Genomic DNA, 23,393 nt, shown 5'->3' with positions numbered 1-23,393 from the left:
AAGATATTTCAACAATTGGTTATGGTAGTATCATTTTTAATTTGGTAATTTGTTTATATCTAGATTTAATTTAAAAACAATCTGAAGGGCAGGACTTCTGTATGCCAAATCGCACTAACAATCTTAAGGAAATATGTAAAGTAGTTTCTGAAACCTTTGATTTATCTATTTTTTTCGTTAAGCCAACTGGCGATATCTCCTTTGAATTCATTGATAATCGGATATTAAATCCCCTATATCAAAACGATAAACAAAATCTTTTCACATTATTAAACTTTGAGCCAGACAAGCAATATCGCTTTCCTGTTATTAGGAAGACCTACTTTTATGAGAATTATATTTTAATCAGCGTTATTCAGGATGATCAGTTTGAAGGCACCGTGATAATGGGTCCATCTCTTCCCTATGTTTTATTTGAACAGAAAATTAATGGGTTAATTAATGATTTTCATATCTTCGCACAACGGGAACAGGTAATGCATTACTATCGTTCTGCGCCTGTTATCCCAAATGAGAAGCTGTTAAAAGTAAGCGTTATGGCATTCTACCTACTCACCCAAACTCTGATTTCTTCTGAAACGGTAACAAAGGAAAACTTGAAATTTGGACAGCTAGAACAATGTCATGATAGTAAACCATTCATAAGCACAAAAAGGGAACAGCCTCAAGCTGTCCATCACGATCCATTAGTCGAAAAGAAGCTATTATCTTTTATCAAAGAAGGCAGACTAGAAGAGCTAAAAAGTTTTACTCAAATGGAAGAAAAAAGTACCGGAGTCTTGTCAAAGTCCAGCTACATCCGTTCGAAAAAAAACTTAGCGATCGCTGGGATCACCTTAGCTACCAGAGCTTCGATAGACGGGGGTCTCCATCCAGAAATGGCTTTTTCGTTAAGTGATGTTTATATCCAGAGGCTAGAGGACTTCAAAACGATAACGGAAATTGACCAATTATTAGGTGAAGCGTTCTTTACCTTTACAGAAAAAGTTCACCAGGTAAAAGAGGAGCAATTTTCTAAAACGATTACCAACTGTAAAAACTATATTTACAACAATCGTTATGAAAAGATCACACATGACGATGTAGCAAATCAGGTAGAGTTAAGCCACAGCTACCTATCCATTCTGTTTAAAAAGGAAGTTGGCATTTCTGTCAGCGACTATATTCAACAAGTAAAAATAGAAGAGGCAAAAAATTTGATAGAATATACCCATACCCCTCTTTCGGAGATAGGTTCGTTGTTAAACTTTTCCGATCAGAGTTACTTCACGAAGGTTTTCAAAAAACATACAGGAATTACACCAAAACAATACAAAGAAAAGTATCATCTTTTACAAAAATAACCCGGCAAATCCCTCTGCCGGGTTCGTTTCATTTTAGTAATTTGAGTTATTAATTGCTTGCAGGATTCCCTCTAGCATTTCTTCAGTAAATAACCCATTACTCATTACCGCTGCGTTATGAAGAGTAGTGCCCAATATCATTTCTTGCATACCAGCACCTAAACTACTTTCACCGTCGAATTGAGCCTGCCCCATTGCTTTCATTATTTCTGCGCCAATAGGATGTTCCATTAATTCTCCGAAAGTAGAGTTTCTCGTAACTACTTTTTGGATTGTGACAGTTGATTCAACATTGATTGTCTCTTTTAGAAGTATTTCTCTTGAAGATTTACCAATTAATATTTCAAAGGTCCCAGTTTCCACATGCCAATCCTTTAACTTCACATTGTAATAGGCAAATGCCCGCTTATCCAATTGGAATGAAACGATTTTTACTTCTCCAGGCCTTAGGGAAACTTTCTCAAATCCTTTTAGTTCTTTTAAAGGGCGTGGTATGTTGCTTTCTACATCTCTAACGTATAACTGGACAATCTCTTTTCCTGCCATGTTTCCAGTATTTTTCACCTGGACAGTTACACTAATAGTTTCATTGTCCTTGATTTGCTTCTTACTAACCTGCAGATTATGATATTCAAAGCTTGTATAACTCAAACCAAAACCAAACGGGAATAAAGGCTCTACGTCCCTTGTATCATAGTGTCTATATCCGACGAATATTCCTTCCCTATACTCGACGGTTTCTCCATCACCTGGAAAATTTAAATAAGATGGGTTATGAACAAGCTTTTTCGGAAAAGTCTCGGCCAGCTTACCGCTAGGGCTGGCAAGTCCAAATAGTAAATCAGCAATCGCTCCGCCTAATGCCTGCCCGCCAAGATAGCCCTCCAGTACAGCCTTTACCTTTTCCAACCATGGCATCTCAATGGGTGCTCCATTATTTAAAACGACGATTACGTTACTCTGTACATCTGCTACCGCTTCAATTAATTCTCTATGATTCTCAGGAATGTTCAAATGCTTACGATCAAACCCTTCCGACTCATATCGTTCCGGCAGTCCAGCAAATATTACTGCCACTCTTGCCTGCTTCGCTGCATCGACTGCTTCATCTATTAAACTTTCATTTATTTCATCACTTTCTAGGTTATATCCCTCTGAATATGTGAGACTTGTATGATTTCCCGCCACTTTTACAAGTTCTTCATAGATATTATCCACCTTAGTGGGATTGATATGAGAACTTCCTCCCCCTTGGTATCTTGGACTCTTTGCAAAAGCACCTATAACGGCAATAGATTCAACATCTTTAACAGGCAAAATATTGCCTTCATTTTTTAGCAGCACCATACTCTCCCTGGCTGCTTCTCTTGCCAAATCGTGATGATCTTCTTTACTATAAACAGCATTTTCCTTTTTATTGTCTACTGCCTTAAACACCACATGTAAAATTCTCTCCACAGCCTGATTTAGTACATCTTCAGACAGTTTCCCTGATCTGACTGCATCGATAATCTTGTTATCGCCCATGCACCCGCTTGAAGGCATCTCGAGTTCAAGACCTGCAGCTAACCCTAAGTCCCTTTCATTTACAGCACCCCAGTCCGAAACAACTAAGCCTTCAAATCCCCATTCATCCTTTAAGATATCTGTTAATAACTTCTTGTTCTCAGAACAGTAATCGCCGTTCACTTTGTTATAGGCAGCCATCACCGTCCAAGGCTGTGCATCTTTAACTGCACCTTCAAAACTTGCAAGGTAGATTTCTCGTAATGTTCGTTCATCCACCACTGCATCAATAGACATTCTTTTATATTCCTGATTGTTGACAGCAAAATGTTTTAAGGAAGTGCCAACACCTTGGCTTTGGACTCCTTTTATAAAATTTGCTGATAAATTACTAGAGAGATAAGGATCTTCTGAAAAATATTCGAAGTTCCTTCCACATAACGGAGATCTTTTAATATTGGCTCCTGGCCCAAGAACAATCGCCACATTTTCTACCTGACACTCTACACCAATGGCCACTCCAATTTTGGTCACCATTTCTTTATCCCACGAACAGGCTAGTCCTGCTGCTGAAGGAAAACAGGTGGAAGGTACACTTTTATTAATTCCAAGGTGGTCGGTATCCCCTACCTGTTTTCTAAGTCCATGAGGTCCATCCGTCATCATAATAGAAGGAATACCCAGCCTCTCGATTGCCTTCGTATTCCAAAAATCTAAACCAGAACAAAGACCCGCTTTTTCTTCCAAGGTCATTTCTTTGATTATCTCTTTAATGATTCTGCTCATCCATCTTCCTCCTTCGGTATTACCAATTATTGAGATCGCTTTCTACTTTATAATAAAGATGCATTTCGTGTTTTTATGGTAATTTCATTTCTTTTTTTGTAAGTAAATTTTAATAAATAAAAAAAAGACCAGAAACACTGGTCATCTAGACTTTAAATTTAAGCTCTGTTATTATTCATTGTTGATTTTCGTATAGGTAGGAGAACTCATAGGCGGAGAATTTCCGCCTAATGTATTTAGAGGCAGCTTAAGAAGCAGATATAAGCGGAGATATTCCGATTAACTGCTTTAAATAAGACAAAATCCATAGATTTTAGATAATATAAACGGAAATACTTCCCTTATTTTTAAGGAAATATGGGTATTTCCCAATTTAAACGGAATTTTTCCGTTTATTTTTTAAATACAATTAAATCAACATTCAGTATAATAGAGCCTAAATTTAAAATAAACTTGTACCCTAAGGGTTATAATTGTTTTAAAAAGGGCACAAACATATAATTGTGTGAAAAAGGATGCGTATCATGCCGATTAATTCTTTTAAAAACTACCCGATGAGCTGGAAACCATCGATTGATAAAACCGAAAAGCCTATCTATCAAGCACTCGCAGGGCAATTGGAACAAGATATAGTAAACGGAGTTTTATTACCTGGAACAAAACTCCCTCCACAGCGAGAACTGGCGGATTACTTGGATTTAAATGTAAGTACCATTTCAAAAGCTTTTAAAATGTGTGAATTAAAGGGCTTGTTAAGTGCAGCGGTTGGAAGTGGAACATTTGTATCGTATGATGCGTTATCGAATGCGTATTTACTTGAAGATACTAAGCCGCAGCACTTAATTGAAATGGGAGCAACACTACCAGATAACGCTTCTTACGAGCCACTGCTACTACAACTTAAAAGCATGCTGCAAGAAACAGATTACGAAAAATGGTTTGGGTATGGTCGGGCAGGCGAAAGTCTTTGGCAAAAGGATGCTGCTCTAAAGCTAATCCGAAAAGGTGGGTTTGAAACAACCGTTGATCACATTTTATTTGCCAATGGGGGTCAGAATGCGATTGCAGCTACCTTGGCAAGTCTTTGTAAGCCTGGAGATCGTATTGGTGTTGACCAACATACCTACCCAGGGTTAAAAACTGTTGCAGCGATGCTTAGTGTGCAAATAATACCGATAAAATCAGAGAAATATGAAATGAGTCCTGAGGCTTTTGAATATGCATGTAAAAATGAAAATATCAAAGGGATTTACTTGATCCCAGATTATCATAATCCGACAGCTTCCTTTATGTCTGTAGAGAATCGAGAAATGATTGCAGCCATTGCCAAAAAGTATAAACAGTTCATTATTGAAGATGCCTCTTACCATCTTCTGGGCAAAAAACCACTGCCAGCAGTCGCGTCATTTGCACCAGAACAGGTTATCTATATTGCAAGTTTATCGAAATCATTAGCACCAGGCTTACGACTAGCCTACGTAGCCGTGCCGACTCAATTCAAGGAGCCAATTTCAAAGGCACTTTATAATTTAAATATAACGGTTTCACCGTTATTAGCAGAACTGACAGCACGCACGATTGTATCGAATCAATTTGAAGTCTTAATTGATAGTCATCGGGAACAAACCATTCGCAGAAACCAAGTTGTAAATCGATATTTTGCCGGCTATACATGCCTTGGTGATGAAACGGGCATTTTTCGTTGGCTCCTATTACCAGGCAAGATTACAGGTGCTGAATTTGAAACGTTAGGTGCACATCAGGGGGTACAAGTGTATGGTGCTGAACGTTTTGTTGTTGGAAATAGTTGTCCAGACCGAGCTGTGAGAATTTCTGTCTGTGCACCAAAAACGATTGAAGAGCTCGAGCAAGGGTTAGTGATTCTTAAACGTTTGTTAAACAATCTTACCTAATATTGTTTGCCATACAATTATAATATTGTGTGGTTTTTTCATGCATGTTATGATGATTCAAATCTAGTTGGAGGTATTAGAATTAATTTTCAAGAAAGTAGGTTTGATATGTTACAGAAAGATGATGTAAATGCGTTAGATGCTCAATCACTTCGGTTACAAAGCTACATTCATTCTTCGGAACAACAAAAATCGTTATACAAGCGTACATTACTGGTTGTTAGTATTTCACAAATTTTAGGTGGTGCAGGGTTAGCAGCAGGAGTTACAGTTGGTGCACTTCTTGCACAACAAATGCTCGGGACGGATGCATTTGCTGGACTACCTTCAGGTCTACTAACTCTAGGATCGGCAGGAGCAGCTTTATTTGTTGGGAGACTTTCGCAAGCGTATGGTCGTCGTACTGGTCTATCAACTGGTTTTATGATTGGTGGACTTGGAGCAATAGGGGTTATCATTGCAGCAATCATCAATAGTGTTTTCCTATTATTTCTTTCCCTACTTGTTTATGGTGCAGGGTCAGCAACCAATTTACAAGCTCGTTATGCGGGTACGGACTTAGCGAATCGTAAACAGCGGGCGACTGCTATTAGTACTACTCTGGTTTTTACGACATTTGGTGCGGTTGCAGGTCCAAATTTAGTAGATGTGATGGGTGATTTCGCCCTGTCTATTGGTATTCCATCACTTGCAGGTCCTTTCATTTTAGGAGCTGCAGCATATATCTTAGCAGGTCTTGTCCTTTTTATCATGCTTCGTCCAGATCCATTGGTTATAGCTAGAATGATAGAAGCCACCAAACAAGAACCTAGTGAAAAAGGACATTTGGTAACACCTGAACATACTGAAAACAAAAGAGGCATCATTGTTGGGGCAACGATTATGGTTCTTACTCAAATTGTAATGGTAGCTATTATGACAATGACACCCATTCATATGATGCATCATGGACATACTTTGGGTGCAGTAGGTCTTGTTATTGGATTTCATATAGGCGCCATGTATCTCCCTTCACTCGTTACAGGTTTCCTTGTTGATAAGTTGGGGCGTACGGTGATGGCTATTGCTTCTGGAACTACGTTACTTCTAGCCGGTCTACTATCAGCATTTGCACCAGGTAATTCGATGGTTTTTATGATCATTGCTCTTTCTTTACTTGGATTAGGATGGAATTTTGGTTTGATAAGCGGAACAGCACTTATTGTTGATTCAACTGAAACCTCCACACGTGCAAAAACTCAAGGTACAGTGGATGTTTTAATTGCGTTGTCAGGAGCTGCTGGCGGAGCCATGTCGGGAATGATTGTGGCAGGTTCAAGTTATCCAACATTATCACTTGTTGGAGGGATCTTGTCCTTATTACTAATCCCAGTAGTGATATGGTCCCGTGGAGGTAGAAAATAAGCTAGATCGATTACGAAAACAGAATTATTAGCGGGATTATTTGTCGAACTAAAATGTGGCGATACTTCAAGGAAGGAGGTCGCCTTTTTTCTATCTACCTTAGTAAGCTGTGAAATTTTTTGCACTTAAACTATCGACCCCAAATGAACAAGCCACTAATTTTCAGTGGCTTTTTTATTTTGTTCCCTAATGATCCAATTACGACGTTTAAATTCTAATAATAATTCGTGGTCAACGTGTTGTTCAAAATCCTTTGGCTTGTCCAAGTGTATCCCTCTTTTCGAGGCTACTGCAATGATTAATCCTAACTCATAGTACATATTTTTAGTAACTAAACCGTTTGAAATCATTTTCTTCACTTCATTATAGAATTTAATCAAAAAATCATTAGGTAATCTTTCATATAAAGACATGATTAAAAAAACACCCGCAATCCATACTATACTAATAGGAATAATATCATTTAAAGATGAAATTGAAAAGATTTTTTCACCTGGATAAATAAAAACGTAAAAACATGCCCTCACCTTTTCTCAGGTAGAGGGCTTTAAAATTAGTAATTGATAATATAAAATCTCAAAGCAATCGAAACAATCTGTTAGAAATTTTCCTTCTCAAAAAACCCCGCAATAGCTGGAATGTTCTCGAAATCTTTCCTCATCTCCCTAAATGAAAACACCTTATTTCCTCTAGCAAGCTGGTAATCTAGTGTATATTCATGGCAGTTCAGTGGGGAGGTATAAAAGGTATCGTGATAATATTGAATTGCCTCCTGCTTACTGTTCGCAAAGATGAAGACAAATTCCTTCTGGTTCATCTTCAGTGAGAAAATGCCAAACTTATTAATACCTAATAGATTGTTTTGAATCATTGTCGCTACTTTCTGATTATCGACTTGCTTAAAATCTACTTTCGCCATATCGTCATCTAATGATATTTTCTCCTCCTCTAGTAAATGGTAGATACAATGAGCCAATGTGGATTCGTTAAAATGAAAACAATCTTCGTAAACCTCTCTCACCAACATATGATACACCTCATTATTTGCCTTTTCTCCAATACCAGTTGGTTAGTGCACCAAATCCGGTTCACATCCATTAAATCCCCATTCAGTTACAAACCCCTGCATGCTCCAGATTTTTTCTTTGTTTTTTTTTGCTAGATTTTCATGATTCTTGTATTCTTCTAAATACTTATAGGGTGGATTCATGATATATCCCACTCGTGCCAAGCCTTCCTGTAACAACGTTTCTTGTACCGATTTTCCATCGACATACACATAGGCTAACAATCTGCCGTAGATATCCCTTGTGTTTCCTGCTTCAAATTCAAAGACTATCTTACCGCTCTTTACCAACTCATTATTCCTCTTGTAGGAATCCTTCGCATATGACTGAACACACTTGCCCGCCTTTTTTGATTCAGGTGTATCAATTAATAAATAGCGAACCGTTTCGGTTCTCCCCATTACTTCTACTTTGATTGTATCCCCATCAATCGTTTCCACGAGTGTTGCAGGTACCTGTCTGGCGGGCTTTACAGTCTCCATTTCACCAATTGATGGTTGTACTTGAGTTTGCTGGAGGCTGAGAACTGGTTCTTTTTCTACCAGCGGCTGTACCGCTAAAAGTGCTGCTGCGATGAGGGCTACTCCTGCTATTTGTTTTCGCATACATCATCACCTGCTCCCAGATAAGAGTTATACACGGTAAAACGCTGCTCCTTTTATCCCAAAATCGCTCCTGTTTTCTCGCTGTAATTCACCTCGACGGTTCCGACTTGCCCATTTCGATTTTTTGAGACAATGATTTCAAGGGAATTATTCTGTGATTCCTTGTTATAATACCGGTCACGATACAAAAACAAAATGACATCGGCATCCTGTTCAACACTTCCCGATTCCCGAATATCAGACATCATCGGTCGTTTATCAGCTCTTGATTCTACCGAACGGTTTAGCTGTGCCAAACAAATGACAGGACAATCAAAATCTTTTGCCATCGTTTTTAGTGACTTTGAAATTTCGGTTACCTGCTGATGAGAATTCCCTCCGTAAACTTGACTTGAAGTGATTAATGTTAGGTAATCGATAAATAGGATTGGTTTCTTGTACGGAAATTGGTGCATCAGCTTTCTCGTTTTCGCTCTCATTTCAGCAATGGTTTGTCCTGCACCATCAAAAATTTGCATATTGGTTTGACCAAGATTACCAATCACATCCGACCATTTATCCTTTTGACTTTGGTTGAGCATTCTTTTCGGATCGCGCATTTTGGCACGGTTAAATCCACCTGTCGAAGCCATCAGTCTGGAGGTTATCAGCTTTTCAGGCATTTCCAAGGAAAATACCAGCGGCAAATACCCAGCCCAGCCCGCTGTTTTTGCAAAGTGAAGCATGACGTCGGTTTTTCCCATCGATGGCCTTGCAGCTAGAATCGTGACTTCGCCTCCCTGAAAGCCACCAATCATTTCGTCGAGCTCTCCAATACCCGTTGTCACACTTTTCGACGCCAGTTGATCCTCCCATGGGGCCTCATAGATATTGGACAAAGCTTGTTGTAAGGACGTATGGTCCTCCATTTTCAGCTGGTTTATCTTATCCAATTCAGTAATGACCTTCGCAATCTCCCAATCACTCAAGGTTGCAAGCCTTAAAATGCTTCTCTTTTCCCTTTCTTTCCACAGATCTAGAATCAGCTTCTCCGTTGCATCAAATTTCTCGACATCCGCATACGATAGAAGCTCTGAAAAGTAAGACATTCCCCCAAATGTGTCGAGGTCGGGCAAGGTTGTCAATGAAATCAAATCAATCCCTTTACCAGCTTGGTTTAACTCGATTATTTTTCGCATGATTGTTCTATGTAGTAAACTTTCAAGCTGTTCAGGATGGATCACCGTATCCTTGAGTAAGTACTCCGCTTTCATCAAGCTTCCTAAAAACGCTTTTTCAGCGATACTCATTACTCATCACCATCCGTTAAATCAAGTACAAATCTACCTGGGACAGGTCTGCCACCAGGAACATAATCCGTTGACTGCCTAGTCATAGGCACAGGCTTCTGGTTCTCCTGATACGACTCAACTTCTTCAACGGTCAATAAAGATTCGTTTTTCCAATTTTTCAGAATGCCAACCACATAGCTAAGTCGTCGTTTGTTATTGACACAGGCAATATTCATGGCTTTTAAAATCATCTCTTTTGGCTGTAAAAAGGTAGAATCATCTAACCAGGATAACAACTGCTCTTTCGCATACACATTGGTAAAACCAAATCCATTCGTATCCCAAAACTCAATAATGGCTTGAACATCTTGTTGATAATTCTGTAACAGATTTACTGAGTCTGTATGATTCGCTATGTCTGTAACATCTTCACATTCAGGATCTCGATATGTATCATTTTCAACTTCGTCTCTCTCTTCATTACAAAAAAATATTTCTTCTTGATTGCAACAAGATTCGAAGAGGCAACGGATATCATCTTTAAGAATCGATTCTGCTACATATTGAATAAGCGCGGGATCTTCAGCCCCCTTTAATTCAGAAATAATACAATCCATGACAGGCTTTCCAGCTTTATGCAGGTTATATTTCCCCCAGTTTTTAATCGCAAGTTCTCTTGTTTCAGGATTGTAACGAATCAACTTGTGGTGCTGGATGAATCGGTCCATTAACGCTTGAACACTCTCTAACGAATAGCCCAAATCTAAAGCCATTTGTTTTCTGGTAATCTTATAGATTCCAATTTGTGTTGTTTGTGGATTTGTAAGCAGATATAAATAGAAATACTTGTCCTCCGGGGTCATCTCCTCAGAAAAAACTGGATTCGTCCAAAAATCAGTTTGTACCATTCGATACTTTGCCATCATCAACCACTGTCCTTTCTACTACTAAAATTTCTTTCACCCTTTATATATGGTTTAGAGAGGAAAAAGGACATGGTGCTTTTTATAAAGATGTGAATGATTTGTGACTGACATCCAAGGTGGATCTACTCTATTTAGTCGTACCTAAACACAAAAAAACCTACAAACATTGATTTATCAACATTTGTAGGTGCGATGTTCTTTTACAAAAATACATTTCATTCTGATAGGAGTTCTATCTATATGACATGAAATCAAATTTTAAAAAACCAAACTGTAAACTAGATGTACTACGTCTGGATTTTTCTCTATATCTGGATAAAGAACTTGTTGTTGTTTTTCTTTTTTATTTTCTTTTTCTTTTTCTTTTTGCCCACGTATCGTACTACGAGTCGTGAACGTATCGTCAACATCTTCTTATTGACGTTATTGAAGTGATCGGATAATTAAGGCTTGTTATATAAATTAATAATTTCAAGAACAGCTTGTTCAGCTGACTGAAGGGCACCTTCTAGATGGCCACCATATTGTGAATTCGTCTCTGTACCAGCAAAAATAATTTTCTTTTTCCATACCCTGATTTTCGTGGTTGACCATAACTCGGAAAATCTCTAAGCGGATCCAGGTCTTCCTCAACAGCCGTTTCAGAATCATTGGCCCAATCCTTGTAAAGGATAGCCTTTACGTTTTGGCCGGAGGTTCCAAAGAGCCTAACCAATTGCTCGATAACCAATTTTAAAACCTTATCTTCTCCTAATTCTCGGCGCGTTTTCGCTGGCATTCCGAAGAAACCAAATAATGCACCAGATCCTGTTACAGGAGAAGCATCGTGGATTTCTTGCAAGGGTCCAACCCAGCTAGTTGCGAATCCAGAGAGTCCTGATTCCCTCCAAAATGGACGATCATAAATTGCAATTGCCTTGGCCTGTCCTGCCATCCATGTTGGTTTGCTTACAAGGTCAGTAATAATATCGGGAGTGAGAGAAGGAGAGAATTCAATATTTTGCGCTATAATCCGAGGCGGCAATGCTAGGATCACAGCACTTGCCGAAACCTTTTTTCTCTTTCCATCAGTAAGGTCTGCTTCAACCGTGATAGTCCCGGCTTCATCAAGTCGAATGGCTGTAACTCGCGTTTCAAGCTGGACGATTCCTGATGGAATAGTATCTGCTACAGCATCAATAAGAGACTGAACACCTCTTATGATTCGAATGGACCTTTCAACTGAATTTTCAGGCAGTACATAACGCTCTGGTGCACCGTTTGGGGATCGTTCTGAAAGCATTGCCCCTTTGGTGTACTGAACGAAAGTTCCTAAATTCAGTTCTTTAACGAGATTGGTAATCGTGCTCTCATACTGCGGCCAGAACCAAGTCGGACCGAGGTCAAATTTACCTAGGTCAGGTCTGCTTGTATCAGTAATACTCAAGACCCTACCGCCAATCCTATCTCTAGCTTCTAAAACGATACATTCGATACCCTGTGCAATAAGTAGAGACGCAGCCCGAAGGCCACTTAAACCAGCACCAACGATGACTACAGGATTTTTCACGTTCTTTCCTCCTTCCAACCACTTTTTTAACAAATTTATGGTTTTAGTTTTTTTATTAGATTTTCAACCATCACGTCATAATAGTGAAGGTCCCCTGACGATCTAGCTAATAGTTGAGCTCCTTGTACAAATGCCATTATGATCCTCGATTGTTCCCTTGAACTAATTTGATAATCCATGCTTCCAGATTCTTTACCTTGTTCTATTACTTTTTCAATCCAATTTTCATTATCTCTAAAAAAACCATTGATTTCATTTCGAATTTCTATTGGGAATGATACTAGTTCAGCAGCCATCATAGAGCATAGGCAAAGCTTAGCATCATTCGCTAATGTTTCACGGTAATGTTGAAAAAAACGAAAAAGCTTTTCTTCTGAGTTAATAGATATTTGATCTATCTGGTCAAGTTCATTTAAAAATTCTTTACGATACCTATGTAGGATTCCTTGAACAAGATCCTGTTTAGAAGGAAAGTAATAATGGATGCTAGCTTTTTTAATACCAATTCTTTCGGCAATATCAGCATAACTGATTGCATTATAACCGCGTTCTTGAATAAGAAATTGTCCTGTATCCATAATAAGTTGCATAGTATCGTTATTATTTTTCTTCATACAATCGACCCTCCATCTAATAAGGTGAAAAACAAAAGTAAATCTAAACCCCTATCTTTGAGAACAAGGGCTTAGATTATTAGTATACAGTGAGTACGGTAGAAGGAATAACTACTATAATTTAAACAAATAAAACATTCTAATGTAATCCCTAATCATAATGGAGATGTTTCAATAACGCAAATCATCTCAATCTTGCTGTTACTCCACCGTCTATAGGTAATACAACTCCTGTTAGGAAGGAAGCCTTGTCACTAGCTAAATATAAAATCGCCTCAGCAACATCAATAGGTTGCCCATTTCTTCCTAGTGGATGAAAATCGTTAAAAGTAGGAAGCACTTGAGCAACCTCTTCTTCAGACATAAATGTGTTATAGATCGGTGTTTCCACAACTGCTGGTGCAACGGCATTTACCCGAATATTATCCTTAGCAAACTCAACAGCAAGATTTCGCGTTAGAGCGTGTCTGCCTGCCATTGCTGCTGAATATGCAGCCGAAGGAGTTGCCTCAACAGATTGAATGGCCCACATTGATCCGGTGTTAACAATTGCTCCTCCTCCCCTTTTTTTCATTTCTGGTATCACTTCTTGTGAAGGGTAAAAAGTTCCTTTAACAATAACATCTAGATAATTATTCAAATCACTTTCATTGTGTTCCAAAAAACCAGTTGGATTGAAAATACCTGTATTACAAACTAAAATATCAACACCACCGAATGTATCTACCGCTTTTTTTACCAACATAGCGGAAGTTGACTTAACACTAATATCACCAGCAACATACATTATATTTTCGCCTGATGGATCAAGCTCTTTTGCAGTTTCCTTCAAAATATTTTCTCTTCTACCGTTGATTACTACCTTAGCGCCTTCTTGCATAAAACGCTTTGCTGTAGCCTTTCCAATTCCTGTTCCTCCACCAGTGATAATGACAACTTTATTATTAAATAACATTTACTATTTCCTCCTTTTGAGTGTCAATCATAAAAAAAGTTATAATGATTTGTTTTAATTCTTACATTTTCATTCTACCTACTAGTAGATAGAATGTAAAGAGAAGTGTTTTGGAAACTTTTAACATGATGGAGAGTTTATAAAAGGCTGGCTTTGAAAAAGAAGGGATTTCTAAGAGTAATGTCAAAATAAATGGAATATGGGAAGATCAGGTTTTAGCAATATAAATCCTAAAGAATAGCTTCTTATTTTGAAATTAATCCACTCTACCTTAAGGAGTGGATTTTTCATTTTGACTAAAAAATATAAGTATACAACCACGACTTATTATTTAACTAAGCATTCCCCTTTACTTTACTTTCGTACCATCATTCTAAGACTTTTTTCACTAAAAACGCTGAATTTTCCAACACTGAAAATCCATTTTTTTGATAAAAGTGATAAGCTGGGACGGTCTTTTCAGTAGCTAACGTTATATGCTGAACATCCTCAGCTCTCAATCTATCATTTATTAGTGTAAGAAAAGTACTACCTGCCCCTTGACTTTGATTTTTTCCCGAAATGAACTATTCCCTTCTGCAATCTGCCACATTAATGAACAACAAAAAGGCTTTACTCCTCATGTGAGTAAAGCTAACCGTACACAATCTACATTTTGTAAACTATAGATTTCTCTCTAACAATATTCCTACTTGTTCTGCCATGACTTGAGGTGGATATGGCATTCCATTGGTGATCCACCATTCCACCATACCAACATATGATGTCACAATAAATTGAAGAAGAACATCCCCTTTCAATTCATGGTTCTTTCCTTGTGATGTATCGACTTCATCCTTAAACTCTTCGATAAGAAACTCATGGAACTGACTACGAAAAGAAGGAGCCCCCTTACTCTTTAACATCGTTGAAAAGAACAAAAAGTGACTTTCAATGTATTCGAACCAAGGCAAATTTGCATCTTCATATTCTGCAGCGGAGGTTGCTTCGCAGATCTCTCCCATTTCGTTAATATGTTCTTCAATGAGCTTATCCAGTAAATCAAACTTATCCACGTAATGAAGATAAATGGTTCCTCGGCTAACATTTGCGTGATCAGAAATGTCCTGAATGGTAATGGCATCAAAATTTTTTTCAGACATCAGCTCAATCAATGCTTTTTTTATGGCTTCTTGGCTTTTTGCTATTCGTCTATCTACTTTAGGCATTATAAGATTTACCAACTTTCTTAAAGGCTATATTACTACCAAATAAGGCACCCTAAAAGATAGCAGCTGCCTGGCACTTTCCACTATCTAGCGGGAATATTTTATTTAGTATGATTCTTGTCAAACCTGAATAAAAAGAATGAAATTAACCCTGAAAAGATTCCTGCACCTACAGCTATCATTATTCTCGTCATCATGTTAATTTCGGAGTAGTCCTTATCAAGCATCCACAATGCTATTAACACTACTATAATGATAATCGGGATTGTAACGGAAAATTTCCTCATTTTATTCTACCTTCCATTCTAAACTCTCTCTTTTAATATATTACAATAAATACTTTTCATCATAACAAACGTGTATAGACGATCGTCTATACACGTTTTGAAATTTCCTATTCTGTCCAAATTTTCGAAACTCACTCTCTACTTATAGGAAGGAATAACTTTCTTTCCTGACTTTAGGCTTAATGGAGTTCTTATTATCGGTTTCTTTTGGAAATGATTATAACTAGAGATTTCAGCCAATTGTACTTTTTTCAAACCGAACCACCATAAGAACATCATATAAGGTGACATCGTAAACCATGATCCTTGGTTTAACAATAAAAAGTTAAATATCCCATGTAATAAGACCGGAAGCAATAGAGATAACAGGAATAAAGGCCATTTCGCTTTTTTGGTAAACTTTGCTTTGCTTATATAATACCCCATTATAACGCCAAACAAGGCATGACCTGAAACAGGCAGTAAAGCACGTGTCAGTGCATATTCCATCCCATTATTCATTAAGTACAGTATATTTTCCGCGGTAGCAAACCCCAACGATATGGAGGTACCATAGACAATCCCATCAAACGGCTCATCAAATTCCGCACTCTTGTAGGCAATGAAAAATAAAATCGACCATTTAAAAAATTCCTCTATCAAACCTGAAGAAAAAATAGCATATATAGAATCATATTGAACAATATTTTCTATTTTAAGGACATATTCAATAAAGGCAATTGGAAGGATAATCAATGCACCAGAAAAAAACGTGTTTAGTACCATTGTTACCGGTTCTGGTTCATACTTATCTTTTAAATAAAAATAACTCAACAAAGCAAAACCAGGGGCAATACCAGCTAATAGAATTCCTAACATTTACAACCCCCTAGGTAAATTAAAAATATATTTTTAATCATACCCTAAAAAGCATCGAATTGAAACTTTTTTAAAGCTCACCAGCCTCTACCTTGATAGAAGAACGATTTTCTTGTTTTTTCCAAAACAAAGTAATAACGATTCCTAAGGTTAGGATGACAGTTGCAAAGTAGTAGGGATAGTTAATATCAATATCAAATAATATTCCCCCTAGAATGGGGCCACTAATATTAGCTAAACTGGTAAACATCGAGTTCATTCCTCCAACAAAACCTTGTTCATTCCCAGCAACGTTTGAAAGATAAGATGTAATGGCCGGCCGGAATAAATCCAAGCCTACAAAAACTAAAAAGGTAACCAATAAAATAGAGAAATAGGAATGAACAACGGTCATTAAAAAGACCAATACAGCTGATAATAGTAAGCTGTAACGAATCAGTTTTATTTCTCCCCACAATCGTGTAAGCCGGTCAAATAATAAGACTTGTGACACTGCACCAAAAATGGCACCACCTGTGATTACAATGGCGATATCCGATGGTGTGAATTGAAATTTATGGTCCACAAATAGACTGAAGAACGATTCAAACGCTGCTAAACCAAATGAAGCGATAAAAATTAAAATAAACGCCAGGAAATATTTTGGTTCGATCAAACGCTTAATGCCATTCTTTGTTCCTGAGGCTTGTTCCGTATTTTCCTGAGAACGATTTGGCTCAGATAAAAAAACAATGGAAAGAATAGCAGCGATTGCACCAAGTGCACCTGCAAACATGAATGGTACACGTGTGCCAAATTCGGCTAAGAATCCGCCAATTCCCGGACCAATGATAAATCCTGTACTAATTGCCGCTGACATATACCCTAGTGCTTTGGGACGAGTATCCAAAGTTGTGATATCTGCAATATAAGCGGTAACTGCAGGCATAATGAACGCTGCACTAATCCCGCCTAAAATACGAGAGATAAATAAAATTTCAATTTCTTTGCCAATTCCAAATAAAAATTCTGAAAAGCCGAAAATAAACAAGCCAATGACGATCATAATTTTCCTGCCAAATTGATCTGCAGCCTTCCCTGCAAATGGTGAAACAATCAATTGGGCAATGGCGAAAGTAGCTGTTAAATAACCCACTGTTGTTCCTGTTATGCCTAATTCATGCATCAGCGTTGGTAAAACTGGAATCACAAGTCCAATTCCCAAGAAGGCTATGAATAAATTCATTAATAATAATCCTAAGGTAACTTTTTGATTCTTCATTTTTTACATTCTCCTTAACAAAACGAACCTATTGTTTATCATTTGTTTTTACAATTTCCATCGTAGTGTATATAGTAACTATATAGTCAAGGGAGGTACTGTAAGAAATGGAAAAAAAGAATGGAAAATATTTAACAACGGGTGAATTTGCAAAGCTCTGCAAAGTAAACAAACAGACTCTCTTTTATTACGATCAAATTGGACTTTTGTCTCCGATATTGAAAAATGAAAAAGGTTACCGTTATTATTCAATTCACCAAATAGAGTTATTCTTTGTGATCGATTTATTAAAAGATCTTGATATGTCGCTTAATGATATTCAGCTCTATATGCAAAATAAATCACCTGAACGGTATTTGACGTTAATGTATCAAAAGAAAGAAGAGATTATGAAAAAGCGTCAGGAGATTGAAATGAAGGAAAAATTTATAGAGGCACAAATAGCATTAATAGAAGAAGCATCACATCTGGATTTTAATCAGGTGGCGCTTGAACCATTACCAGAAGCAACACTTTATTTAAGTAAAAACATTGAAAATATTACGGAAGAGGATTTTGTAGAGGTGGTATCAGATTTTCTAAATGAATTGAACGAATCTCATCTTGATACAGGATATCCCATTGGGGTTATCACGAAACGGGAGCAAGTATTAAAAGGTGAATACAGGAACTACAGCTATTTGTATATTGAACAACCAAATCCAAAGGAAGGATATCCGTATTTTAGAAGTGTTAAGGGGAATTTTATTATCGGCTATCATATTGGGGATGAGACTACAATACACGACACATATAAGCGACTTTTTTTAGAGATGGAACGGTTAAATGTAAACATAGGAGAATATGTTTTTGAAGAATATATCTATGATTCAGTTGTAAAGAATCATAAAGAGCATTATGTTACCAAAATTATGATTCAAGTGGACCCGTCATCATCAGATGAACTGTGATATCAGGACTAGAATTGGTAAAGCATCCCCTCCCCGCTTAATGTAGAAAGAGTCTCTCTCCAGTTTACCTATTGGAGTTTTCTATGGTAAAAGTTGATCCTCTGCCAATCTTGTGTTTAAGAAAATAGCGAAAAAAACAAGGGCAGTTCAGCAATCGAGCAGAAGTCTCTTAATATTTGTAATATAGAATGTTTGTTTTTCGTTCATATTTAGGTGCAAGACTACCATACCCCTAAAGGTATAATAGAAGTAACCAAATAAGAAAGGAAGGAATAAAAATTAAACATATGGTACCTTACTCACAGGTGGTTATAATATGAAAAAATTCTTACACTTTTTACTCGTATTTTTAGTTGTCATGCTTTCCGCATGTGGAATTAGTTCCGAGGGCTATCGAAATGTAAACACAGAGGAAGCAAAGGAACTCATCGACAACAAGGAAGTCATCGTGTTAGATGTAAGAACTCCTGAAGAATTTCAAGTCGGGCACATCCCCAATGCACTATTGATACCACTGCAAGAATTAGAAAATAAATTGAATGACTTAGATAAAGAGGAGTCCTATTTAATTATTTGCAGAAGTGGGAATCGTTCGGCCCAAGCCAGTGAACTATTAACAAGTAATCGTTTTTCTACTATTTATAACATGACTGGTGGTATGAATAGCTGGGAATATGAAATTGAAAATTAACACAAAAAGGCCTTTCTCACGGAGTAAATGAGTGTAGACAGGCCTTTCTATTTAGATGATGTTATAGTATATCCATCCAGATCTTTATCGCTGTAGCTAAAATTAATAAAGCTAGTACGACTTGTAAAATCTTAGTGTTTATCCTTTTCCCAGCCATTGCACCTAATGGTGAGGCAATTAGGCTGGCAACAATCATAATGACGGAGGGCAAGAACTCTACTTGTCCCGTGGTAATTTTCCCTATAGTGGCACCAATCGAAGATAGAAACGTTATAGCCAAAGATGACGCAATCGTCATACGTGTGGGTATTTTTAATACCACTAGCATGATCGGAACTAACAGAAATGCTCCTGCCGCTCCAACTATTCCAGAACCAATCCCAACAATGAATGCTAGAGATGCTGCAAGCCATTTATTAAACTTCACTTGATCAAGTGGAATTTCATCAATTCCTTTTTTTGGAACAAACATCATGACAGCTGCAATTAATGCCAAAATACCATAAACTAAGTTAATACCACCTTCGGTCATTAACCTTGAACCATAGCCCCCGATAAAACTACCAATTAAGATACTTACTCCCATATAACCAATTAGCGTTTTATTTAAATAGCCGCCTTTACGATATGCCCAAACTCCACCAATAGTCGCAAAGAATACCTGAACGGCACTAATACCGGATACTTCGTGGGCACTAAATGCTGCTAAACCAAATAATGGTGGAATATATAAAAGCATCGGATACTTTATAATGGACCCGCCTATTCCTAACATCCCGGATATATATGAACCAATAAAACCTATTAAGAAAATGGTAATAATAAAAGTTATATCCATTATACTTCCTCCCCCTTTAAGAAAAGGGAACCTAACTTGGTTCCCTTTTTTCTTACCCTTTTTTAATCCAAAATTTTAAAATATCATTCTCCTCTTCGTGTTTCACTAACTCATGTCCGCCTGATTTTGCCCATGCAGTAAGATCATTTTTTGCACCTTTATCTGTTGCATGGATCTCCAAAACCTGGCCACTTTCTAATTCATTCATTGCCTTTTTAGTTTTAACAATCGGCATTGGACATGCCATGCCTTTTGCGTCTAAAATTTTATTTGCTTCCATTTACATTACCTCCTATTTTTTATCGAACAGCACAGCGATTTGGTCCAATTTCCATTTCGCGTTGTTTTTCTACATCTGGTTTGATTTTTCCCATATTTGTTTCACGAATCTCTTGATAAGCATTGGGTTGTGGCGGCAGGTTTTCCGTTACCATTTTTCTGAACTCATTTTCATCTTCGATGTTTAAGCCATGGTTTTTTGCAAACAGTGTTCCTAATTTTTCAGATACACTACCATCTTCATTCAGTTCATCGATAATCATAAAGTGAGCCGGAAGAACGATTAAATCCTCTGATAATTCACTGTAACGTTTATATAAACTTTCTCTTAGATCTCCTACCCAATCCTGTGCCAAGCCAGCTAGATCAGGTCTACCGATGGAGTCAATGAACAAGATATCACCTGAGAGTAAGAATTTCTCATCAACAATGAATGAAGTAGATCCAATCGTATGACCTGGTGAATACAGGGCGTGGATATTGATCTTTACATTTCCAATTTCGACATCATTACCATCCTCCAATGCCTGATAAGCAAACGTTACTTCTATTGCATCCTTTGGAGGCAGCCAATACATTGCACCCGTTTTTTCTGCAATATTTCTTCCACCGGAAATGTGATCTGCATGTAAGTGCGTGTCAAATACATGAGTGATTTTTGCACCAATACTTTGAGCAAATTCAAGATAAATGTCCGTCATACGGGTGGCATCAATAATCGCAGCCTCACCGTTCGATACAACCATGTAAGATAAACAACCTTTACCAATACGGACAAACTGATACATTTCACCGCCGTTTTTTAAATCTCCAACTTTTACAGGTTCTAAATGCTCACTCCAAGCTTTCATCCCACCCTTAAGGTAAGAAACCGAAAGCCCTGCATCAGAAAGCATTTCTGCAACCATAATAGATGACCCTTCTTTCGCACATACCACTAAAACTTCTTTATTCGAGGGTACCCTATCCATAATACCTTCGACACCGTCTAGTAATTCAAAATAAGGAATGTTGAAATATTCGAAGTTATCTCCTTCAATTTTCCAATCCTGATAGTCACTTTCGTTACGAACATCGAGAATAAATAATTCTTCTTTATTAAAAACTTTTTTCGTTACTTCTTTTGAAGTCATTACCTTAACTGTCATTCCGACGTACCCCCTGCGGTATATTTTGTGGTAAAAAAATTTCAAATGATGTTTTTACTTAACCATATTCGTAGTTTTCCCAGACCATTGACTCATTCCTGGTACTACATTAATCACTTTCGAAAATCCCTTTTCTGTTAACTTCTGTGCAGCAAGGTCACTGCGGCTGCCTGTTCGGCACACAACATAAATCTCCGCTTCTTTGCTTAGTTCATCAATACGTTTTTCTAATTCACCCAATGGGATAGAAATGGCATTCGGGATATGATTAAACGCATATTCGGCATTTTCTCTAACGTCGAGAACCACCATGTTAACATTTGTTTCGAGTCTTCTTTCGAGTTCATCATTATCGATAACATTTGGATGTTTTCTTTCGATGGTTTCATCATTAGAAGATTTTCTTAGGTAGTGCATTAATACCTCTCCTTCCTCTAATGTCCCTAAATATTGATGTCCTGTGCTTTGTGCCCATGCGGCTAAATCTGCCTTGGACCCTTTATCTGTTGCTTGAACTCCCAACACCTGCCCGGCTTCTAATCCGTTCATCGCCTTCTTTGTTTTAACGATAGGCATTGGACAAGCTAGTCCTTTTGCGTCTAGAATGACATTTGCTTTTATTTGTTCCATCTTAAAACCTCCATTTTATATACCTGTTAGGGTATTATATTTATTAAAAAAATTTACTCAACTTTTCCTTCCCAAGACATCATTCCACCTGTCATGTTAATGACATTGTACCCGTGATACTCTAGAAATTGTACAGCGCGGGCACTTCTGCCACCCGAACGGCAAACGATGATATATTCTTTTGTTTTATCTAATTCATGCATGCGGAATTCTACTAATCCTAAACGAATGTTTTGGGCACCAGGAATTTTTCCAGATGCAACCTCATCTACTTCACGCACATCAATAATGTTTAATTTAGTTCCTTCATTTAATTTTGTCTCAACTTCTTTAGCTATCATTTCTCTCATTGTTAGTCCTCCTTTATTTTAAAACCAAGCGCTCATACCGCCTTTAACATTCGTAACGTTTGTAAAACCTAATTTTTTAAGTTGCTTACTAGCCTTTTGACTTCTCATTCCACTTTGACAAATGACTACTACTTCTTTATCTTTTGAAAGCTCAGTTGCTTTTTGGGTCAGTTGATGAAGCGGAATATTTTTAAACCCTTTGATATGATTTCCTTTAAATTCACCAGGAGTTCGAACATCAACAAATTGCTTATTCTTATCATTCAATTCATTTTTTAATTCCGTTGTTGTGATATTTCTTACGCCTTTTGTTGGAATAAAACGATTGACAATCAAAAAGAGTAAGAGTGCAATGAATAAATAATTAATAAATTCCATTCCTTATAACCTCCAATTTTTGGGGATATGAAATTAAATGAACAGATTGACATTACCATCTTCAGCTTCAGCTAAATAGGCTGCCACTCCTGCATATTCAATGTTGTCTAACAGTTCTTCTTTTTGAAGACCTAGTAAATCCATCGTCATGGTACATGCAATTAATTTTACATCCTGTTCTTGCGCCATCTCAATGAGTTCTGGAAGAGGAAGCGCATTGTGTTTTTTCATTACTTTTTTGATTAACTTAGGACCAAAACCAGCAAAGTTCATTCTTGATAATCCCATGTTGTCAGCGCCTCTAGGCATCATTTTGGCAAACATTTTTTCCAAAAATCCTTTTTCAACTGAAATACTTTCATCTTTTCGTAAAGCATTTAACCCCCAGAAAGTGTGAAAAATCGTTACTTCATGATCATAAGCAGCTGCACCATTTGCAATAATATAAGCTGCCATTGCTTTATCATAATCACCGCTTAATAGGACGATAGTAGTTTTTTTCTTTTCTGTCATTTTAATGACCTCCTGTTTTATTTACCCTATAGGGTATTTTCGTGATTAAAAAAATTACCCCTA

General features: G+C 37.4%; 25 protein-coding genes and 1 pseudogene. 6 read left to right on the top strand and 20 right to left on the bottom strand.

The genetic code is table 11. The annotated features are described in order from the left end of the window. Positions 1–101 precede the first annotated feature (101 nt). Entirely contained in the window at positions 102–1,343 is a 1,242-nt protein-coding gene (locus ABC255_RS11845; RefSeq protein ID WP_412993684.1) for a helix-turn-helix domain-containing protein, read from the top strand. 33 nt (positions 1,344–1,376) lie between these two features. On the opposite strand, the gene ABC255_RS11840 is transcribed toward ABC255_RS11845, so the two are convergent. Then, a complete protein-coding gene (locus ABC255_RS11840; protein ID WP_412993682.1) occupies positions 1,377–3,635 on the bottom strand; it encodes a glycoside hydrolase family 3 C-terminal domain-containing protein in 2,259 nt (752 codons plus the stop codon). A 524-nt stretch (positions 3,636–4,159) separates the two neighbouring features. Here ABC255_RS11840 and ABC255_RS11835 point away from each other — a divergent pair. Together ABC255_RS11835 and ABC255_RS11830 are read left to right on the top strand one after the other, a co-directional pair. After that, a complete protein-coding gene (locus tag ABC255_RS11835; RefSeq protein WP_412993680.1) occupies positions 4,160–5,548 on the top strand; it encodes an aminotransferase-like domain-containing protein in 1,389 nt (462 codons plus the stop codon). Between the two features lie 108 nt (positions 5,549–5,656). Continuing rightward, positions 5,657–6,952, top strand: coding sequence for an MFS transporter (locus ABC255_RS11830; RefSeq protein WP_412993678.1), 1,296 nt, complete (start codon positions 5,657–5,659; stop codon positions 6,950–6,952). Positions 6,953–7,107: 155 nt separating this feature from the next. Here ABC255_RS11830 and ABC255_RS11825 read toward each other — a convergent pair whose 3' ends face one another. The 8 genes from ABC255_RS11825 to ABC255_RS11790 all read right to left on the bottom strand — a co-directional run bounded on the left by ABC255_RS11825 (position 7,108) and on the right by ABC255_RS11790 (position 13,939). Beyond that, the gene (locus ABC255_RS11825; RefSeq protein ID WP_412993676.1) at positions 7,108–7,332 is read right to left on the bottom strand and encodes a hypothetical protein; all 225 of its coding nucleotides are present in this window, start codon (positions 7,330–7,332) and stop codon (positions 7,108–7,110) included. Positions 7,333–7,550: 218 nt separating this feature from the next. Further along, complete coding sequence (locus ABC255_RS11820; protein WP_412993674.1) at positions 7,551–7,979, bottom strand: hypothetical protein; 429 nt, start codon at positions 7,977–7,979, stop codon at positions 7,551–7,553. Between the two features lie 42 nt (positions 7,980–8,021). Then, positions 8,022–8,624 (bottom strand): thermonuclease family protein, encoded by a 603-nt coding sequence (locus ABC255_RS11815; RefSeq protein WP_412993672.1) that lies wholly within the window; start codon positions 8,622–8,624, stop codon positions 8,022–8,024. 53 nt (positions 8,625–8,677) lie between these two features. Then, complete coding sequence (locus ABC255_RS11810; RefSeq protein ID WP_412993670.1) at positions 8,678–9,913, bottom strand: replicative DNA helicase; 1,236 nt, start codon at positions 9,911–9,913, stop codon at positions 8,678–8,680. Then, positions 9,913–10,818, bottom strand: a complete 906-nt coding sequence (locus tag ABC255_RS11805; protein WP_412993668.1) for a DnaD domain-containing protein — start codon at positions 10,816–10,818, stop codon at positions 9,913–9,915. The genes ABC255_RS11810 and ABC255_RS11805 overlap by 1 nt, the downstream gene beginning before the upstream one ends. Positions 10,819–11,329: 511 nt before the next feature. Continuing rightward, positions 11,330–12,370 (bottom strand): flavin monoamine oxidase family protein, encoded by a 1,041-nt coding sequence (locus ABC255_RS11800; protein WP_412993666.1) that lies wholly within the window; start codon positions 12,368–12,370, stop codon positions 11,330–11,332. A 35-nt stretch (positions 12,371–12,405) separates the two neighbouring features. After that, on the bottom strand, positions 12,406–12,984 hold the full coding sequence (locus tag ABC255_RS11795; protein ID WP_412993665.1) for a TetR/AcrR family transcriptional regulator: 579 nt from the start codon (positions 12,982–12,984) through the stop codon (positions 12,406–12,408). 184 nt (positions 12,985–13,168) lie between these two features. Further along, positions 13,169–13,939: an SDR family NAD(P)-dependent oxidoreductase gene (locus tag ABC255_RS11790; protein WP_412993664.1), complete on the bottom strand. Its 771-nt coding sequence runs from the start codon at positions 13,937–13,939 to the stop codon at positions 13,169–13,171. A gap of 143 nt (positions 13,940–14,082) precedes the next feature. On the opposite strand from ABC255_RS11790, the pseudogene ABC255_RS11785 reads away from it, so the two are divergent. Then, positions 14,083–14,166, top strand: a pseudogene (locus ABC255_RS11785) (GNAT family N-acetyltransferase); the annotation flags it as partial. A gap of 435 nt (positions 14,167–14,601) precedes the next feature. On the opposite strand, the gene ABC255_RS11780 reads toward ABC255_RS11785, so the two are convergent. The 4 genes from ABC255_RS11780 to norA all read right to left on the bottom strand — a co-directional run bounded on the left by ABC255_RS11780 (position 14,602) and on the right by norA (position 17,553). Continuing rightward, positions 14,602–15,147, bottom strand: coding sequence for a TetR/AcrR family transcriptional regulator (locus tag ABC255_RS11780; RefSeq protein ID WP_412993662.1), 546 nt, complete (start codon positions 15,145–15,147; stop codon positions 14,602–14,604). 101 nt (positions 15,148–15,248) lie between these two features. Beyond that, a complete protein-coding gene (locus ABC255_RS11775; RefSeq protein WP_412993660.1) occupies positions 15,249–15,434 on the bottom strand; it encodes a histidine kinase in 186 nt (61 codons plus the stop codon). Positions 15,435–15,572: 138 nt separating this feature from the next. After that, the gene (prsW, locus tag ABC255_RS11770; RefSeq protein ID WP_412993658.1) at positions 15,573–16,292 is read right to left on the bottom strand and encodes a glutamic-type intramembrane protease PrsW; all 720 of its coding nucleotides are present in this window, start codon (positions 16,290–16,292) and stop codon (positions 15,573–15,575) included. Positions 16,293–16,362: 70 nt separating this feature from the next. Then, on the bottom strand, positions 16,363–17,553 hold the full coding sequence (gene norA, locus ABC255_RS11765; RefSeq protein WP_412993657.1) for a multidrug efflux MFS transporter NorA: 1,191 nt from the start codon (positions 17,551–17,553) through the stop codon (positions 16,363–16,365). 107 nt (positions 17,554–17,660) lie between these two features. On the opposite strand from norA, the gene ABC255_RS11760 reads away from it, so the two are divergent. Both ABC255_RS11760 and ABC255_RS11755 read left to right on the top strand, forming a co-directional pair. Next, positions 17,661–18,503, top strand: coding sequence for a MerR family transcriptional regulator (locus tag ABC255_RS11760; protein ID WP_412993656.1), 843 nt, complete (start codon positions 17,661–17,663; stop codon positions 18,501–18,503). A 316-nt stretch (positions 18,504–18,819) separates the two neighbouring features. Then, positions 18,820–19,194, top strand: coding sequence for a rhodanese-like domain-containing protein (locus ABC255_RS11755; RefSeq protein ID WP_412993654.1), 375 nt, complete (start codon positions 18,820–18,822; stop codon positions 19,192–19,194). A gap of 61 nt (positions 19,195–19,255) precedes the next feature. Here ABC255_RS11755 and ABC255_RS11750 read toward each other — a convergent pair whose 3' ends face one another. From ABC255_RS11750 to ABC255_RS11720, 7 genes are read right to left on the bottom strand one after another with little or no spacing between them, the layout of a single operon-like run. Beyond that, positions 19,256–20,032, bottom strand: coding sequence for a sulfite exporter TauE/SafE family protein (locus ABC255_RS11750; RefSeq protein WP_412993652.1), 777 nt, complete (start codon positions 20,030–20,032; stop codon positions 19,256–19,258). 52 nt (positions 20,033–20,084) lie between these two features. Next, entirely contained in the window at positions 20,085–20,312 is a 228-nt protein-coding gene (locus tag ABC255_RS11745) for a sulfurtransferase TusA family protein (protein ID WP_335536831.1), read from the bottom strand. Positions 20,313–20,331: 19 nt separating this feature from the next. Continuing rightward, positions 20,332–21,459: an MBL fold metallo-hydrolase gene (locus ABC255_RS11740; RefSeq protein ID WP_412993651.1), complete on the bottom strand. Its 1,128-nt coding sequence runs from the start codon at positions 21,457–21,459 to the stop codon at positions 20,332–20,334. A gap of 54 nt (positions 21,460–21,513) precedes the next feature. After that, positions 21,514–22,089: a sulfurtransferase TusA family protein gene (locus ABC255_RS11735; RefSeq protein ID WP_412993649.1), complete on the bottom strand. Its 576-nt coding sequence runs from the start codon at positions 22,087–22,089 to the stop codon at positions 21,514–21,516. Positions 22,090–22,142: 53 nt separating this feature from the next. Further along, positions 22,143–22,439 (bottom strand): rhodanese-like domain-containing protein, encoded by a 297-nt coding sequence (locus ABC255_RS11730; RefSeq protein WP_412993648.1) that lies wholly within the window; start codon positions 22,437–22,439, stop codon positions 22,143–22,145. 18 nt (positions 22,440–22,457) lie between these two features. Then, complete coding sequence (locus tag ABC255_RS11725) at positions 22,458–22,817, bottom strand: rhodanese-like domain-containing protein (protein WP_412993646.1); 360 nt, start codon at positions 22,815–22,817, stop codon at positions 22,458–22,460. Positions 22,818–22,850: 33 nt separating this feature from the next. After that, positions 22,851–23,330 (bottom strand): DsrE/DsrF/DrsH-like family protein, encoded by a 480-nt coding sequence (locus ABC255_RS11720; RefSeq protein WP_412993644.1) that lies wholly within the window; start codon positions 23,328–23,330, stop codon positions 22,851–22,853. Between the last annotated feature and the right edge of the window lie 63 nt (positions 23,331–23,393).

Origin of the sequence: Neobacillus canaveralius (genome assembly GCF_047237705.1) — a bacterium.
GTDB classification, from domain to species: Bacteria; Bacillota; Bacilli; order Bacillales; family Cytobacillaceae; genus Neobacillus; species Neobacillus niacini_K.
The sequence above is the reverse complement of the archived record's forward strand: the minus strand, read 5'-3'. Positions and strand labels throughout refer to the sequence as shown.